Below are 14682 nucleotides of genomic sequence, written 5' to 3' on the forward strand. Positions count from 1 at the left end.
CCGGTCAAGTATCCTGGCTCTTCGGTCGCGCGTAGATCCGCGATCCCGGCTGCCCGCTTCGACTCCGGAGCAGGACGGCCCCTCCATACGATCCGAAAGTGGTAAATCCCCTGAAAGCGCGCCTTGACCATCGCAACCCCCTCGTGTTCGACACACACGAGCTGGGGCGGCGTCCCGGTGCGCTCCAGCGGCTGAACCATACGGTCGAGACTCCCCCGGACTTCGGTATCGAAGGGGTTGTCGGTGTGCCCGTGGGCGCGCCGATGAAGCTTTACCTCCGCCTCGAGTCGGTCATGGATGGTGTGCTTGTCTCCGGCACCGCCCGTGCAACGGCCGAGGGGGAGTGCGTAAGGTGTCTGGAGCCGATGCGCCAAGATGTCGTGGCGGACTTCCAGGAACTGTTCACGTACCCCGACGCCGACGACCGGCTCCGCGGTCACACCGCGGAGCCGGTCGACGACGCCGAGGACGAGGACGTGCTCTCTCTCGAGGATGGTCTGTTCGACCTCGAACCGGTGCTGCGTGACGTGGTAGTGCTCGCACTGCCGATGCAGCCGGTGTGCCAGGAGAGCTGTGCCGGCCTGTGCCCCGAGTGCGGGGTCAGGCTGGATGAGAACCCGGACCACCACCATGAGGTCGTCGACATTCGTTGGGCGGCACTGCAGGGACTCGCCGAAACCGTCAAGGACGGCGAGAAGGACGATATGGGCGACGACGCTGATCCAGGCGTCGACGAGAAGCAGGAGAAGTAGCCGTGGCTGTTCCGAAGCGGAAGATGTCGCGCAGCAACACGCGCCACCGCCGGTCGCAGTGGAAGGCTGCGGTCCCCACCTTGGTTTCGTGTGAGCGTTGCCAGGAGCCGAAGCTTCAGCACATTGCGTGCCCGAGCTGCGGCACTTATAACAAGCGCCAGGTCCTCGAGGTCTGAGCGGCTGGTGAGAGGCCCGATGTCTGAGCTGTCCAATGCCAAGAAGCAGGCAGACGACGCAGTAAACACAGTCAGCGCAGCCTCGTCCCACACGATCCTGGAAGGGCGGCTCGGGTATCACCTCGAGACCGCCCTTCTGGTGCGTGCGCTGACCCACCGTTCGTACGCGTATGAGAACGGCGGTCTGCCCACCAACGAGCGGCTCGAATTCCTCGGGGATTCGGTGCTCGGTCTGGTGGTCACCGACACGCTGTATCGCACCCACCCCGACCTGCCTGAAGGCCAGCTGGCCAAATTGCGGGCCGCGGTGGTCAATTCGCGTGCGCTGGCGGAGGTCGGTCGTGGCCTTGAACTCGGTCTTTTCGTTCGGCTCGGCCGGGGCGAAGAAGGCACGGGAGGCCGGGACAAGGCGTCCATCCTCGCCGACACCCTGGAAGCGGTGATCGGCGCGGTCTACCTCGACCAGGGCCTCGAAGCGGCCTCGGAGCTGGTGCACCGGCTCTTCGACCCGCTGATCGAGAAGTCCTCCAACCTCGGCGCGGGCCTGGACTGGAAGACCAGTCTCCAGGAACTGACCGCCGCTGAGGGGCTCGGAGTCCCGGAGTATCTCGTCACCGAGACCGGCCCGGACCATGAGAAGACCTTCACTGCTGCCGCCCGCGTCGGTGGTGTCTCGTACGGCACCGGCACCGGCCGCAGCAAGAAGGAAGCGGAGCAGCAGGCGGCGGAGTCGGCGTGGCGGGAGATCCATGCCGCTGCGGACGCACGCGTGGCGGTGGGGAAGGAACCCGCGGCCGCGGTGACCGACGTGGCCGACGGCACCACGCCGGCCTCCGAGGAGCCGACCGAGTCGACCGAGTCGACCTCGGAGCCCGCGGACAAGGCCTCGGCCTGATTCTGCATTCTGCGTTTCCGCGCTTTCAGCCGTGAGGCCCCGCTCTCCTGGAGTCGGGGCCTCACGGCTTTCGGCGACGGCCGCGGCGGTACGCTGCGGGCGTCACCGTGTGAGTATTGAAGGAGCCCCGTGCCCGAGCTGCCCGAGGTCGAAGTCGTACGGCGCGGACTCCAGCGCTGGGTCAGCGGACGCACGATCGCCGAGGTGGAGGTCCTCCACCCGCGCGCGGTCCGCCGTCATCTCGGCGGCGGCGACGACTTCGCGGCCCGGCTCAAGGGCCACACTGTCTCCATCGCCGCCCGCCGCGGCAAGTACCTCTGGCTGCCGCTGGCGGACACGGACTCCTCGATCCTGGGCCACCTCGGGATGAGCGGCCAGCTTCTCGTACAGCCACAAGCCGCCCCCGACGAGAAGCATCTGCGCATCCGCATCCGCTTCGACGACGCGCTCTCCACCGAGCTGCGCTTTGTCGACCAGCGCACCTTCGGCGGGCTCTCCCTGCACGACAACACCCCGGACGGCCTTCCCGATGTGATCGCGCACATCGCCCGCGACCCGATCGACCCGGCCTTCGACGACGACGCCTTCCACACCGCGCTGCGCCTGCGCCGTACGACCGTCAAACGCGCGCTGCTCGACCAGTCGCTGATCAGCGGCGTCGGGAACATCTACGCGGACGAGGCCCTGTGGCGCGCGAAGCTCCACTACGAGCGGCCCACCGCGGCTCTCACTCGTCCCCGCTCGGTCGAGCTCCTCGGCCATATACGGGAGGTGATGGTCGCGGCCCTCGCCGTCGGCGGCACCAGCTTCGACAGCCTGTATGTGAACGTCAACGGCGAATCGGGCTATTTCGACCGGTCATTGGACGCGTACGGGCGTGAGGACGAGCCGTGCCGTCGCTGTGGCACACCGATGCGCCGCCGCCCCTGGATGAACCGGTCGAGCTACTTCTGCCCGCGCTGTCAGCGCCCGCCGCGCGCCTCGGCCCGCGTCTCGCCCCGCATCGCGTCGTAGCGCTCCCGCGCCGACAGCACCTCGGGCATCTGCCCCTCCACGAACTGGATGAGGTTCAGCAGCCGCTCCGAGACCTGGCGGCCGAGCGGGGTGAGCTCGTAGTCGACCCGCGGGGGATTGGTCGGCTGCGCTTCGCGCCGTACGAGCCCGTCGCGTTCCAGCGCATGCAGAGTCTGGGAGAGCATCTTCTCGCTCACGCCGTCCACCCGCCGCCGCAGCTCATTGAAGCGGAGGGTGCCTTCGTGCAGCGCCCCGAGGGTGAGACTGCCCCAGCGGCCGGTCACGTCCTCCAGAGTGGAGCGCGACGGGCACTGGCGGGAGAACACATCAAAGGCGCTCGGCATGCGGCCACCATACGACACTGCGCTAACTGACGGATTGCGCAAACTCGCGGTTAGGGTGCGGTCCTACGTGCGACCTCAGAGGCGCGAGGGTGGCGCGGGCGACCTCGACGTTCAGAAACCGAAGTTCTGCGTCCACCAGGGACCGCCGGCGCCCAGGTGCACACCCACGCCCAGCGTCTTGTAGTCGCAGTTCAGAATGTTCGCGCGGTGGCCGTCGCTGTTCATCCACGAGGTCATCACCGCAGCCGCGTCGGCCTGCCCGCGGGCGATGTTCTCGCCGCCGAGACTCTCCACGCCCGCCTGGGCGGCACGGTCCCACGGCGTCAGACCGTCCGGGTTGGTGTGGTCGAAGAAATCACGCGCGGCCATGTCGGCGCTGAAGTTCCCGGCGAGATCCGCGAGCGCGGCATCCGCCCGCACCGGGCTGCACCCGACCTTCGCCCGCTCCTCGTTGACCAGACTCAACACCGCCGCCTCGGCGGCCGCGGCACTGGACGAACCGGTGGAACCGGACGGCGCGGGCCGCTCCTGCGACCTGTCGGCGGCAGGCGGCTCCGTACGGGGCGGGATCGTGGAGGGCTTCTTCTCCTGCGCCTGCGGAGCCTTCGTCTGCTCCGAGGGCTCCACCGACGGCTTGGCCGGCTTGACCGGCGTGGGCGAAGCTGTCTTCTTCGGCGGCGCCTGCGGTGTCTGCGGGGTCCGGGCGCTCGGGCTCGTGGGAGCTGCGACGCTCTCCGTCGGCTCGGCGCTCGCCTCACCCTGTGTCACGAGCTCCGGGGGGCCGTCGGTGCGCACCTGCCCGCCGGAGTCGCTGCCGCCGCCGATGTTGAACGTTTCGCCGCCCGGCAGCAGGCCGGACGTAACGGCCACGGCGCCTACCGCCATGGCCGCGGAGACCCCGAGCAGGCCGGTACGTATGGGCACACGGCGCGGCTTGCGGCGCCCGTCACCTCGGTGACTGCCTGCCGGTCCGTCCGCGTAGTCATCCGCGACGGGTACGGCGGCGGAGCGTCGGTGGCGTCCCATCTGCTGTGCCTTCCTGATACCTGAGCTCGGAGGTCAAACGTCAAATGCTTCACCCATACGGGTGACTCGCATTGCGACGGGACTGTAGCCCATGGCCTCTGGGCCCGAAGTGCTCTGAGCGGAATTGGCCGGTTACCTTGCACGCATGAGCGACGTTGCGCGACTGACCGCCTGGGTACGCGGCCGAGTACAGGGAGTGGGCTTCCGCTGGTTCACCAGGGCAAATGCTCTGGAGATCGGGGACCTCACGGGATTCGCCCTGAATCTGGACGACGGCAGAGTGCAGATCGTGGCGGAAGGCCCACGTGAGAATTGCCACCGTTTGCTGGAGTGGCTTCGCTCCGACGACACACCCGGCCGTGTGGAAGGTGTCACTGAGATCTGGGACACCCCGCGTGGTGGTTACCAGGACTTCGCGATCCGGTGACGCCGACGCGATTCCGTCCGTCCGGAGCCCGCCGGAGAGTCGCCGCAGACGGCAGCCCACAGCGGAAAGCCGCTGGTGGTTGCCAAGAAGAGCCACTCGTGCCAGGCTGCGCCGGTAAGAATGATCTCCACGCCCTCAGGGCCCCGCAGCAGAGGCTCGGCCGCGCATTTCACGGCCGTATACCCCCGGGTTGCCCGCCGATACGGGGCGTGATCGTGTTGACCGTCAAACTTTTTGGTGAGACTCTGGAATCCCCGCGCACCTTAGCTGTTTGGCAGTACGAACCGCAGCGTCAGTAGGCAAGTACACGCACTGTCGAGCACCGCGGGTGCGAATCCCTCACGACCCACACCGCTTCGGTCGGTCACTCAGTGTGGAGGACCATCCATCATGGCAAAGGCGCTTCTCGGTTACGTCGGCGGTTCAGACCCGCGACTCCTCGCCGAGATGCGACGGCTTCAGCAGCGTGTCCAGGACCTCGAATCCGAGCTGGTACGGATTCAGTCCGAGAATGACGCGCTCAACGCCGCCGTCGCTCACCACCCCGGAGAGTCGTCGATGCTTGACGGCATCGACATCGACGTACACCAGCCGGAGCCCGCGCTCACCTGAGCTCGGGGTTCTGCGCCGGGAGTCCGGGAGTTCCGAAGTTCCGTCGCACCATCGCACAAGATATGCAAGGGACGCCTCGGCGTCCCTTCTTTCTTTTACGTCTTCGTCTGTATCTGCCCTCCACCTTGATGGGTGAAACCGACACGACCTGTCCGCCCGGGCTGTCCGCCCGGGCGAGTCGCAGTCCATCGGCTCCGGCAGTACCGGCACAGCGAAAGGTAGAGTCGGGTGGCGTGCATCTCAAGGCCATGACCCTGCGCGGGTTCAAATCCTTCGCGTCCGCCACGACGCTGCGCTTCGAGCCCGGCATCACCTGCGTTGTCGGGCCCAATGGCTCCGGCAAATCGAATGTGGTGGACGCGCTCTCCTGGGTCATGGGCGAACAGGGAGCCAAATCGCTGCGCGGCGGCAAGATGGAAGACGTCATCTTCGCCGGGACGACCGGGCGGCCCCCGCTCGGCCGCGCCGAGGTCTCCCTCACCATCGACAATTCCGACGGCGCGCTCCCCATCGACTACGCCGAAGTCACCATCACGCGGATCATGTTCCGCAACGGCGGCAGTGAGTACCAGCTCAACGGCGACACCTGCCGCCTCCTCGACATTCAGGAACTGCTCTCCGACTCCGGCATTGGCCGCGAGATGCACGTCATCGTCGGGCAGGGCCAGCTCGACTCCGTACTGCACGCCGATCCCATGGGACGCCGGGCCTTCATCGAGGAGGCCGCCGGGGTACTCAAGCACCGAAAGCGCAAGGAGAAAGCGCTGCGGAAACTGGACGCGATGCAGGCCAACCTCGCCCGCGTGCAGGATCTGACCGACGAACTGCGCCGCCAGCTCAAACCGCTGGGGCGGCAGGCCGCGGTGGCGCGGCGGGCCGCCGTCATCCAGGCCGATCTGCGCGACGCCCGGCTGCGGCTGCTCGCCGACGATCTCGTACGGCTCCGGGAGGCGCTGCGCGGCGAGCTCGCCGACGAGGCCGCGCTCAAGGAGCGCAAGGAGGGCGCGGAGGCCGAGCTCAAGGCCGCGCTGACGCGCGAGGCGGAGCTGGAGGACGAGGTAAGGCGGCTGGCGCCGCGGCTGCAACGGGGCCAGCAGAGCTGGTACGAACTCTCCCAGCTGGCCGAACGGGTGCGCGGCACGATTTCGCTGGCGGACGCGCGCGTGAAGAGCGCGACCGCGGCGCCGGCGGACGAGCGGCGCGGGCGCGACCCCGAGGACATGGAGCGCGAGGCCGCCCGGATCCGCGAGCAGGAGGCGGAACTGGAGGCCGCGCTGGAGGCGGCCGAACACGCCCTGGAGGACACCGTCGCGCACCGCGCCGAGCTGGAACGGGAGCTGACGGTCGAGGAGCGCCGGCTCAAGGATGTGGCACGGGCGATCGCCGACCGGCGCGAAGGGCTGGCCCGGCTCGGCGGCCAGGTGAACGCGGCCCGTTCGCGGGCGGCCTCCGCACAGGCCGAGATCGACCGGCTGGCCGCCGCGCGCGACGAGGCGCGGGAGCGGGCCGTTGCCGCGCAGGAGGAGTACGAGCAGCTCAAGGCCGAGGTCGACGGCCTCGACGCCGGTGACACCGTACTGGGGGAGCGGCACGACGCGGCAAAACGCGACCTCGCGGAGGCGGAGGCGGCGCTGAGCGCGGCCCGCGAGGAACTCACCACCGCCGAACGCAAACGCGCGGCGCTGGCCGCCCGCCGCGAGGCCCTGGCCCTGGGCCTGCGCCGCAAGGACGGCACAGGCGCGCTGCTGGCCGCGAAGGATCGCCTGGCGGGGCTGCTGGGGCCGGCGGCGGAACTGCTCAGGGTGACCCCGGGCTTCGAGATCCCGGCGGCGGCGGCGCTGGGGGTGGCCGCGGACGCGGTAGCGGTGACGGACCCGGCGACGGCGGCGGAGGCGATTCGTCTGCTGCGCAAACAGGACGGGGGCAGGGCGGTACTGCTGCTGGCGGGGACGGGGGGCGGGGCACCGGACCGGCCGCTGGGTGTGGGCGAGGGCGCGGCCGGTGCGGCGGGCCAGGCGGCTCCCGGCTCGGGGGCGGACTCGGGCGTGGTGCTGCCCGGTCAGGCGGCCCCCGACCGGGCCGACGACGCCGCGCGCCTGCTCCTGGCCGAGGGCCGAGCGGCCCGGGACGCGGCGGACGGACCCGGCACGTCCGGACCCGGCGGGGTTTCCGCGGACGTCGGCGCGCCCGCTGACACGCAAGGCGCCGCCGACACGCAAGGCGCCGCCGACACGCGTGGCGCCGCCGGCACGCAAGGCGCCGCCGGCACGCGTGGCGCCGCCGGCACCGTACGCGACGCCGCCCGCTCCCCCCGTGTCGTCGAACTCATCCGCGGGCCCGCCGAGCTGATGACCGCCGTACACCGGCTTGTACAGGACATGATCGTCGTCGGGACGCTGGAGGACGCCGAGGACCTCGTCTCCTCGCGGCCCGAGCTCACCGCCGTAACCGCCGAGGGCGACGTACTCGGAGCGCACTTCGCGCAGGGCGGCTCCGCCGGAGCGCCGAGCCTGCTGGAGGTGCAGGCGTCCGTGGACGAGGCCGCCGCCGAGCTGGACGTCCTGGACGTACGGTGCGAGGAGCTGTCCGCCGCACAGCGGGACGCCGCCGGGCGGCGCGGTGAATGCGCCGCGCTCGTCGAGGAACTGGGGGAGCGCCGGCGGGCCGCCGACCGCGAGAAGTCGGCCGTCTCGGGCCGGCTGGGGCGGCTGGCAGGACAGGCCCGCGGCGCCGCCGGGGAGGCCGAGCGGACGACCGCGGCCGCCGCCAGGGCCCAGCAGGCGCTGGAGCGGGCGCGCGAGGAGGCCGAGGAACTGGCCGAGCGGCTGTTCGTCGCCGAGGAGGCCGCCGGGGACAGCGCGGAGGAGGAGCCCGATACGCAGGTACGGGACCGGCTCGCCGCCGACGGCGCCAACGCGCGCCAGACCGAGATGGAGGCCCGCCTCCAGGTCCGTACGCACGAGGAGCGCGTCAAGGGGCTCGCGGGTCGGGCCGAAGCGCTCGACAGGGGAGCGCGCGCCGAGCGCGAGGCACGGGCGCGCGCCGAACAGCGCCGCGCCCGGCTGCGCCACGAGGCGGAGGTCGCCGCCGCGGTGGCGAGCGGCGCACGCCAGCTCCTGGCGCATGCCGAGGTGTCGTTGGTACGGGCCGAGGCCGAGCGGGTCGCCGCGGAGGCGGCCAAGGCCGAGCGTGAGCAGCAGCTGACGGCCGCCCGCGCACAGGGGCGCGACCTCAAGAGCGAGCTCGACAAACTCACGGATTCAGTTCACCGCGGCGAGGTACTCGGAGCGGAAAAGCGGCTGCGGATCGAGCAATTGGAGACCAAGGCCCTGGAGGAATTGGGCGTGGAACCGGCCGGGCTGATCGCCGAGTACGGCCCCGACCAGCTGGTGGAGCCGTCCCCGCCCGCGGAGGGAGAGGACCTGCCGGATGACCCCGACCACCCACGCAACCAGCCGAAGCCCTTCGTACGCGCCGAACAGGAGAAGCGGCTCAGGTCCGCCGAACGGGCGTACCAGCAGCTCGGAAAGGTGAACCCGCTCGCTCTGGAGGAGTTCTCGGCGCTGGAGGAGCGGCACCAGTTCCTCTCCGAGCAGCTTGAAGACCTGAAGAAGACGCGGGCCGACCTGTTGCAGGTGATCAAGGACGTGGACGAGCGCGTCGAGCAGGTCTTCACCGAGGCGTACCGGGACACGGCCCGGCAGTTCGAGGGCGTCTTCTCGCGGCTCTTCCCCGGCGGCGAGGGGCGGCTGATCCTGACGGACCCCGACAACATGCTCACCACGGGCGTGGACGTCGAGGCCAGGCCCCCCGGCAAGAAGGTCAAGCGGCTCTCGCTGCTGTCGGGCGGCGAGCGGTCGCTGACCGCCGTCGCGCTGCTGGTGTCGATCTTCAAGGCGCGGCCGAGCCCGTTCTATGTGATGGACGAGGTCGAGGCGGCGCTCGACGACACCAATCTCCAGCGGCTGATCCGGATCATGCAGGAGCTCCAGGAGTCCTCCCAACTGATCGTGATCACGCACCAGAAGCGGACGATGGAGGTCGCCGACGCGCTGTACGGCGTGTCCATGCAGGGCGACGGCGTCTCCAAGGTCATCAGCCAGCGTCTCCGCTAACTCTTCAAATAATGAACACAATTCGCAGATCTTTGTGTCCATTTTGGGCTATATCTCGAATATTTACTTCAAAACTTGAAGGAATATCCTCTGCAACGTTGCCTTTGCCTTCAAGTGGTGGGCGAGCGGAAGTCGTGCGCCACTTAAAGGGCTCGCCCCACGCCCGGCGAAGCTGCCGGACGGCCCCAGGAGTACACCGTGACCAGCACCGCGCAGCCCCCACCGCCATCGGGAGCCCGAGAGGCCCACCCCGATCATCTCGGGCATGTCATCTTCATCACGGCCGCCGCCGCGATGGGCGGCTTCCTCTTCGGTTACGACAGTTCCGTCATCAACGGCGCCGTCGAAGCCATCCGGAGCCGCTACGACATCGGCTCGGGCACGCTCGCCCAGGTCATCGCCGTCGCCCTGATCGGCTGCGCCATCGGCGCCGCCACCGCCGGCCGGATAGCCGACCGCATCGGCCGCATCCGCTGTATGCGGATCGCCGCCACGCTCTTCACCATCAGCGCCGTCGGCTCGGCGCTGCCGTTCTCGCTCTACGACCTCGCCTTCTGGCGGATCGTCGGCGGCTTCGCCATCGGCATGGCCTCCGTCATCGGCCCCGCGTACATCGCCGAGGTCTCCCCGCCCGCGTACCGCGGCCGGCTCGCCGCCTTCCAGCAGGGGGCGATCGTCATCGGCATCGCCGTCTCCCAGCTGGTGAACTTCGGCATCCTGCAGATCGCGGACGGCGACCAGCGCGGCGAGATCCTGGGCATCGAGGCCTGGCAGTGGATGCTCGGCGTCATGGTCGTCCCGGCGGTGCTGTACGGACTGCTGTCCTTCGCGATCCCCGAGTCGCCCCGCTATCTGATCTCCGTCGGCAGGATCACCAGGGCCAGGGAAGTCCTCCGCGACGTCGAGGGCCACGCCGTCGACCTGGACGCCCGCGTCGCCGAGATCGACCTCGCGATGCGCCGCGAACACAAGTCGACCTTCAGGGACCTGCTGGGCACGCGTTTCGGCTTCCTGCCCATCGTCTGGGTCGGCATCGGACTCTCGGTCTTCCAGCAGCTCGTCGGCATCAACGTCGCGTTCTACTACTCCGCGACGCTGTGGCAGTCGGTCGGCGTCGACCCGTCCAGCTCGTTCCTGTACTCCTTCACCACATCCATCATCAACATCGTCGGCACCGTGATCGCGATGACCCTGGTGGACCGGATCGGCCGCCGTCCACTCGCCCTCATCGGCTCGACCGGCATGGCGCTCGCGCTGGCCGTCGAAGCCTGGGCCTTCTCCGCCGACCTGGTCGACGGCAAACTGCCGACCACCGAGGGCACCGTCGCGCTGATCGCCGCGCATGTCTTCGTGCTCTTCTTCGCCCTCTCGTGGGGCGTCGTCGTCTGGGTCTTCCTGGGCGAGATGTTCCCGAACCGGATCCGCGCCGCCGGTCTTGGCGTCGCCGCCGCCGCGCAGTGGATCGCGAACTGGGCGATCACCGCCAGCTTCCCGAGCCTGTCGGACTGGAACCTCTCCGGTACGTACGTCATCTACACGGTCTTCGCCGTACTCTCCATCCCCTTCGTACTCAGGTATGTGAAGGAGACGAAGGGCAAGGCGCTGGAGGAAATGGGCTGACCCGGCTGACCCGGCTGCCCTGGCTCACGTGGACGTGGAGGTGAGCCGGGGCAGTACGTCTTCGCAGAACAGCCGCAAGCCGCGCCACCCCTCGTCCACGGGCAGCCCGCCACACAGCGGATGCAGCACCAGACTGTCCGCGGCGAGCTGCGCGCACTGGTCCGGCGTCACGATCCGGTACACACCCTCGCTCCGCAGTTCCTCGACCGTCGTGGCCTTCGAGCGCACCGCCGAGCGGATGTCCTTGGACTGCCAGGAGGCGTACATCCGCGCCTCGTGCAGGAAATGCCCGCCGTACTGGGCCCAGGCGCGGTCCGGGTCCTCCGCGATGTGCAGCAGCGGCGTCGTCGCCGCGGGCATCATGGTCCAGCCCTCCGTCCCGTACTCCGCACGCCGCTCGTGGTAGTACGCCTCCAGCTCCGGCAGATGCGCGCTCGGGAAGAAGGGCAGCCCCAACCGGGCGGCGCGGCGCGCCGCGGCCTGCGACGAACCGCCCACCAGCAGCAGCGGGTGCGGTTGCGTGTACGGACGCGGGGTGACCCGTACCGTACGTCCGCGGTACTCGAAGGGCTCGCCCGTCCACGCCTTCAGCAGCGTGTCGAGGAGCTCGTCCTGAAGCCTGCCGCGCCGGCCCCACTCGACGCCCAGTTGCTCGTACTCCTCGGGCCGGTACCCGATGCCCGCGACTGTGACCAGCCGCCCCTTGCCGATCAGATCCAGTACGGCGATGTCCTCCGCCAGCCGCAGCGGATCGTAGAGCGGACCGATGATCGCGGAGACGGTGACCGCTATACGGCGCGTCGCGCCGAGCACCGCGCCGGCGAAGACGAAGGGGGAGGGCAGCCAGTTGTTGGCGGCGCCGTGGTGCTCCTCGGTCTGGACGGTGTCGACGCCGTGGTCGTCCGCGTACGCGGCCATCTCCAGGGCGGCGCGGTAACGGGCCGCGTGGGTCTCGGGCGTCGCGTCGGGTTCTACGAGATTGAAGCGGGCCACTGTGAAGGCCATGGGAACGGTCCCCTCCGCCGGGTGTGGGTATGCGAGGGGGAGATTAGCTGACGCAGTGTCAGGTAGACAGGGTGTTGACGGGGCCCCGCCGAGCCTGCCGGGAAACGAACGGGCCTCCGCCCGGTCACGCATACTGGGCCCTGTTATGGACTTCCTCATCATTGCTGTAGTCATCGCCCTGGTCGCGGTCGGCGCGATCAGCGCGCTCGTGGTCGGCAGCCGCAAGAAGAAGCAGCTGCCCCCCTCGGCGCCGCCGCGCACGCCGACCATCACTGCTCCGCCCGCCGAACCTCAGGTCGGCGAGGAGGCCGCCCCGACGGTCGAGGAGCCACGCCGAACGATCGAGGAGGTCGACCTCCCCGAAGCCGCCGAGGCCGTCGAGACCCCGACCGCCGTCGAGGACCCGGTCGTCGCGGCACCCCCCATCCCCCAGATCGAGATTCCCGAGCCGACCGCGGGCCGACTGGTCAGGCTCCGCGCCCGCCTCGCCCGCTCCCAGACCACCCTCGGCAAGGGACTGCTCACGCTGCTGTCGCGCGAGCACCTGGACGAGGACACCTGGGAGGAGATCGAGGAGACCCTGCTCACCGCGGATGTCGGCGTCGCGCCGACGCAGGAGCTGGTCGAGCGGTTGCGCGAGCGCGTACGGGTGCTCGGCACGCGCACTCCCGAGGACCTGCGCACCCTGCTGCGCGAGGAGCTGCTGAACCTCCTCGGCACGGACTTCGACCGCGCGGTGAAGACCGCGGGCGGCCTGGAGACCCCGGGCGTCGTCATGGTCGTCGGCGTCAACGGCACCGGAAAGACCACGACCACCGGCAAGCTGGCGCGGGTCCTGGTCGCGGACGGCCGCTCCGTGGTCCTCGGCGCGGCGGACACGTTCCGCGCGGCAGCCGCGGACCAGCTCCAGACCTGGGGTGAACGGGTCGGCGCGCGCACGGTGCGGGGGCCGGAGGGCGGCGACCCTGCGTCGATCGCGTTCGACGCGGTCAAGGAGGGCATCGCCGAGGGCGCGGACGTCGTCCTGATCGACACGGCGGGCCGGCTGCACACCAAGACGGGCCTGATGGACGAGCTCGGCAAGGTCAAGCGCGTCGTGGAGAAGCACGGCCCGCTGGACGAGATCCTGCTGGTCCTGGACGCCACGACGGGCCAGAACGGCCTGGTGCAGGCGCGGGTCTTCGCGGAGGTCGTGGACATCACGGGCATCGTGCTGACGAAGCTGGACGGCACGGCGAAGGGCGGCATCGTGATCGCGGTCCAGCGGGAGCTGGGGGTGCCGGTGAAGCTGATCGGGCTGGGGGAGGGAGCGGATGATCTCGCCCCCTTCGAGCCGGAGGCGTTTGTGGACGCGCTGATCGGCGAGTAAGGGTCCCGTGCCGGGGGCGCTGCCCCCGGCCCCGCGCCTCAATCGCCGACGTGGCTGACTTCGTGCCCCGGGCCCTTGTCGGGGCGCTGCGCGAACCCCGAACCCCGAACCCCGCGCCTCAATCGCCGGCGGGGCTGGTTTTTGCCGACGGGACTGACTTTTCGCCCCGGGCCCTGGTCGGGGGCACTGCCCCCGACTCGCCTCCACGCCTTGGCGGGCGTGGGGGACCCCAAACGCTCCATCTCCCCATAGCCTTCGGCATGAGACATGAGAGGTGCCCCCGGACGGGCTTGAATTTGCCGGGCCACCGGCAACCTGAGCCTCGTCGGCGGAAAACCCAGCCCCGCCGGCGTTGAGGCGCTGGGGGGTCCCCACGCCCCAGGGCGTAGGGGGCGGGTTCGGGGCAGCGCCCCCGACCAGGGCCCGAAGCATCCAGCCCGTCTGGGGTAACGGGGACCCCGCACCCCGCCAAGGCGCAGGGGGCTGGGGCGCCAGCCCCAATCAGGGGTGCGAGCGATGGCAGACGTACGCCAGCGTGCCCAGCAGCAGCCGCGCCTGTGGCGGCGACACCGCCGTGTCCAGCGACGGCCCCCGCAGCCACCCCACCGGCCCCAGCCCCGCCCGGTCCGACGGCGGCGCCGTGATGTAATCGCCCGCGCCCAGACAGCGCAGGTCCAGATCCGCGTCGTCCCAGCCCATCCGGTAGAGCAGCTCCGGAAGCTCGGCCGCGGCCCCCGGGGCGACGAAGAACTGGCAGCGGCCGTCCGGGGTCGTCAGGACCGGGCCCAGCGGGAGCCCCATCCGTTCCAGGCGCACCAGCGCCCGGCGGCCCGCACGGACGGCGACGTCAAGGATGTCGAACGTACGGCCGACGGGCAGCAGCACAGCCGCCCCCGGCACCTCCGACCACGCCTCCGTGACGTCGTCCAGCGTCGCGCCGGCCGGGACCTCCGGGGCGAAAGCGAGCGGGTGCGCGCCCGGGGACGTACAGTTCGGGACGCCGCAGGAGCACTGGCCCGACGACCCCGCTCGCGCGCCCGGGACCACGGCCCAGCCCCACAGGCCGGTGTACTCGGCCACCACCGTGCACTCTCGTGCCCGGCCACGGCGGCGTGAACCGGGCGGCCTGATCTCTCTCATGCCCCGGCTCTCGCTGGCGCCGCGGCTGCCGCCGATCGTGAAACCCATGCCCCCTCCAACTGGTCGCACTCGCCGGTGGTTACGACCCGAAGTCTCCTCGTAACACAGCGTCGCTATCGGTTGAGTTCGGGCGGCGCACTGTGGCGAGCGGGGTAGTGCGGACCAGACCGCGCGCCTGTGGGCGCAA

At 70.2% G+C, this 14682-nt stretch carries 13 protein-coding genes; 9 read left to right on the top strand and 4 right to left on the bottom strand.

The annotated features are described in order from the left end of the window. Positions 1-110 precede the first annotated feature (110 nt). From ACIHCQ_RS11845 to mutM, 4 genes are all read left to right on the top strand, one after another. The gene (locus ACIHCQ_RS11845; protein ID WP_399660894.1) at positions 111-752 is read left to right on the top strand and encodes a YceD family protein; all 642 of its coding nucleotides are present in this window, start codon (positions 111-113) and stop codon (positions 750-752) included. 2 nt (positions 753-754) lie between these two features. Further along, entirely contained in the window at positions 755-928 is a 174-nt protein-coding gene (gene rpmF, locus ACIHCQ_RS11850) for a 50S ribosomal protein L32 (RefSeq protein WP_003965982.1), read from the top strand. Between the two features lie 19 nt (positions 929-947). Continuing rightward, entirely contained in the window at positions 948-1823 is an 876-nt protein-coding gene (gene rnc / locus ACIHCQ_RS11855; protein WP_399660731.1) for a ribonuclease III, read from the top strand. A 129-nt stretch (positions 1824-1952) separates the two neighbouring features. Next, positions 1953-2837 (top strand): bifunctional DNA-formamidopyrimidine glycosylase/DNA-(apurinic or apyrimidinic site) lyase, encoded by an 885-nt coding sequence (gene mutM, locus ACIHCQ_RS11860; protein WP_399660734.1) that lies wholly within the window; start codon positions 1953-1955, stop codon positions 2835-2837. On the opposite strand, the gene ACIHCQ_RS11865 is transcribed toward mutM, so the two are convergent. After that, the gene (locus tag ACIHCQ_RS11865) at positions 2786-3181 is read right to left on the bottom strand and encodes a winged helix-turn-helix transcriptional regulator (RefSeq protein ID WP_399660737.1); all 396 of its coding nucleotides are present in this window, start codon (positions 3179-3181) and stop codon (positions 2786-2788) included. The two genes, mutM and ACIHCQ_RS11865, sit on opposite strands and share 52 nt — an antisense overlap. A 111-nt stretch (positions 3182-3292) precedes the next feature. Continuing rightward, positions 3293-4207: a CAP domain-containing protein gene (locus tag ACIHCQ_RS11870; protein WP_399660740.1), complete on the bottom strand. Its 915-nt coding sequence runs from the start codon at positions 4205-4207 to the stop codon at positions 3293-3295. 145 nt (positions 4208-4352) lie between these two features. Between ACIHCQ_RS11870 and ACIHCQ_RS11875 the strand changes: the two genes are divergently transcribed. The 4 genes from ACIHCQ_RS11875 to ACIHCQ_RS11890 all read left to right on the top strand — a co-directional run bounded on the left by ACIHCQ_RS11875 (position 4353) and on the right by ACIHCQ_RS11890 (position 10981). After that, complete coding sequence (locus ACIHCQ_RS11875) at positions 4353-4634, top strand: acylphosphatase (RefSeq protein ID WP_399660743.1); 282 nt, start codon at positions 4353-4355, stop codon at positions 4632-4634. A gap of 390 nt (positions 4635-5024) precedes the next feature. Further along, positions 5025-5246, top strand: coding sequence for a hypothetical protein (locus ACIHCQ_RS11880; protein ID WP_399660745.1), 222 nt, complete (start codon positions 5025-5027; stop codon positions 5244-5246). 233 nt (positions 5247-5479) lie between these two features. Continuing rightward, complete coding sequence (locus ACIHCQ_RS11885; RefSeq protein ID WP_399660748.1) at positions 5480-9361, top strand: AAA family ATPase; 3882 nt, start codon at positions 5480-5482, stop codon at positions 9359-9361. Positions 9362-9559: 198 nt separating this feature from the next. Further along, positions 9560-10981, top strand: coding sequence for a sugar porter family MFS transporter (locus tag ACIHCQ_RS11890; protein WP_399660751.1), 1422 nt, complete (start codon positions 9560-9562; stop codon positions 10979-10981). A gap of 24 nt (positions 10982-11005) precedes the next feature. Here the strand turns inward: ACIHCQ_RS11890 and ACIHCQ_RS11895 are convergent, their stop codons facing one another. Further along, entirely contained in the window at positions 11006-11986 is a 981-nt protein-coding gene (locus ACIHCQ_RS11895; RefSeq protein WP_399660754.1) for an LLM class flavin-dependent oxidoreductase, read from the bottom strand. Between the two features lie 145 nt (positions 11987-12131). Between ACIHCQ_RS11895 and ftsY the strand changes: the two genes are divergently transcribed. After that, the gene (ftsY, locus tag ACIHCQ_RS11900; RefSeq protein ID WP_399660757.1) at positions 12132-13355 is read left to right on the top strand and encodes a signal recognition particle-docking protein FtsY; all 1224 of its coding nucleotides are present in this window, start codon (positions 12132-12134) and stop codon (positions 13353-13355) included. A 501-nt stretch (positions 13356-13856) separates the two neighbouring features. Here the strand turns inward: ftsY and ACIHCQ_RS11905 are convergent. Then, on the bottom strand, positions 13857-14543 hold the full coding sequence (locus tag ACIHCQ_RS11905) for a bifunctional DNA primase/polymerase (protein ID WP_399660760.1): 687 nt from the start codon (positions 14541-14543) through the stop codon (positions 13857-13859). Positions 14544-14682 lie beyond the last annotated feature (139 nt).

This window comes from Streptomyces sp. NPDC052236 (assembly GCF_044548015.1).
Classification (GTDB): Bacteria; Actinomycetota; Actinomycetes; order Streptomycetales; family Streptomycetaceae; genus Streptomyces.

Bases quoted from the DNA above. Each gene is read 5' to 3' on its own strand.
- rnc (WP_399660731.1), top strand. From the start codon at position 948: ATGTCTGAGCTGTCCAATGCCAAGAAGCAGGCAGACGACGCAGTAAAC.
- ACIHCQ_RS11865 (WP_399660737.1), bottom strand. From the start codon at position 3,181: ATGCCGAGCGCCTTTGATGTGTTCTCCCGCCAGTGCCCGTCGCGCTCC.
- ACIHCQ_RS11870 (WP_399660740.1), bottom strand. From the start codon at position 4,207: ATGGGACGCCACCGACGCTCCGCCGCCGTACCCGTCGCGGATGACTAC.
- ACIHCQ_RS11875 (WP_399660743.1), top strand. From the start codon at position 4,353: ATGAGCGACGTTGCGCGACTGACCGCCTGGGTACGCGGCCGAGTACAG.
- ACIHCQ_RS11880 (WP_399660745.1), top strand. From the start codon at position 5,025: ATGGCAAAGGCGCTTCTCGGTTACGTCGGCGGTTCAGACCCGCGACTC.
- ACIHCQ_RS11895 (WP_399660754.1), bottom strand. From the start codon at position 11,986: ATGGCCTTCACAGTGGCCCGCTTCAATCTCGTAGAACCCGACGCGACG.
- ftsY (WP_399660757.1), top strand. From the start codon at position 12,132: ATGGACTTCCTCATCATTGCTGTAGTCATCGCCCTGGTCGCGGTCGGC.
- ACIHCQ_RS11905 (WP_399660760.1), bottom strand. From the start codon at position 14,543: ATGGGTTTCACGATCGGCGGCAGCCGCGGCGCCAGCGAGAGCCGGGGC.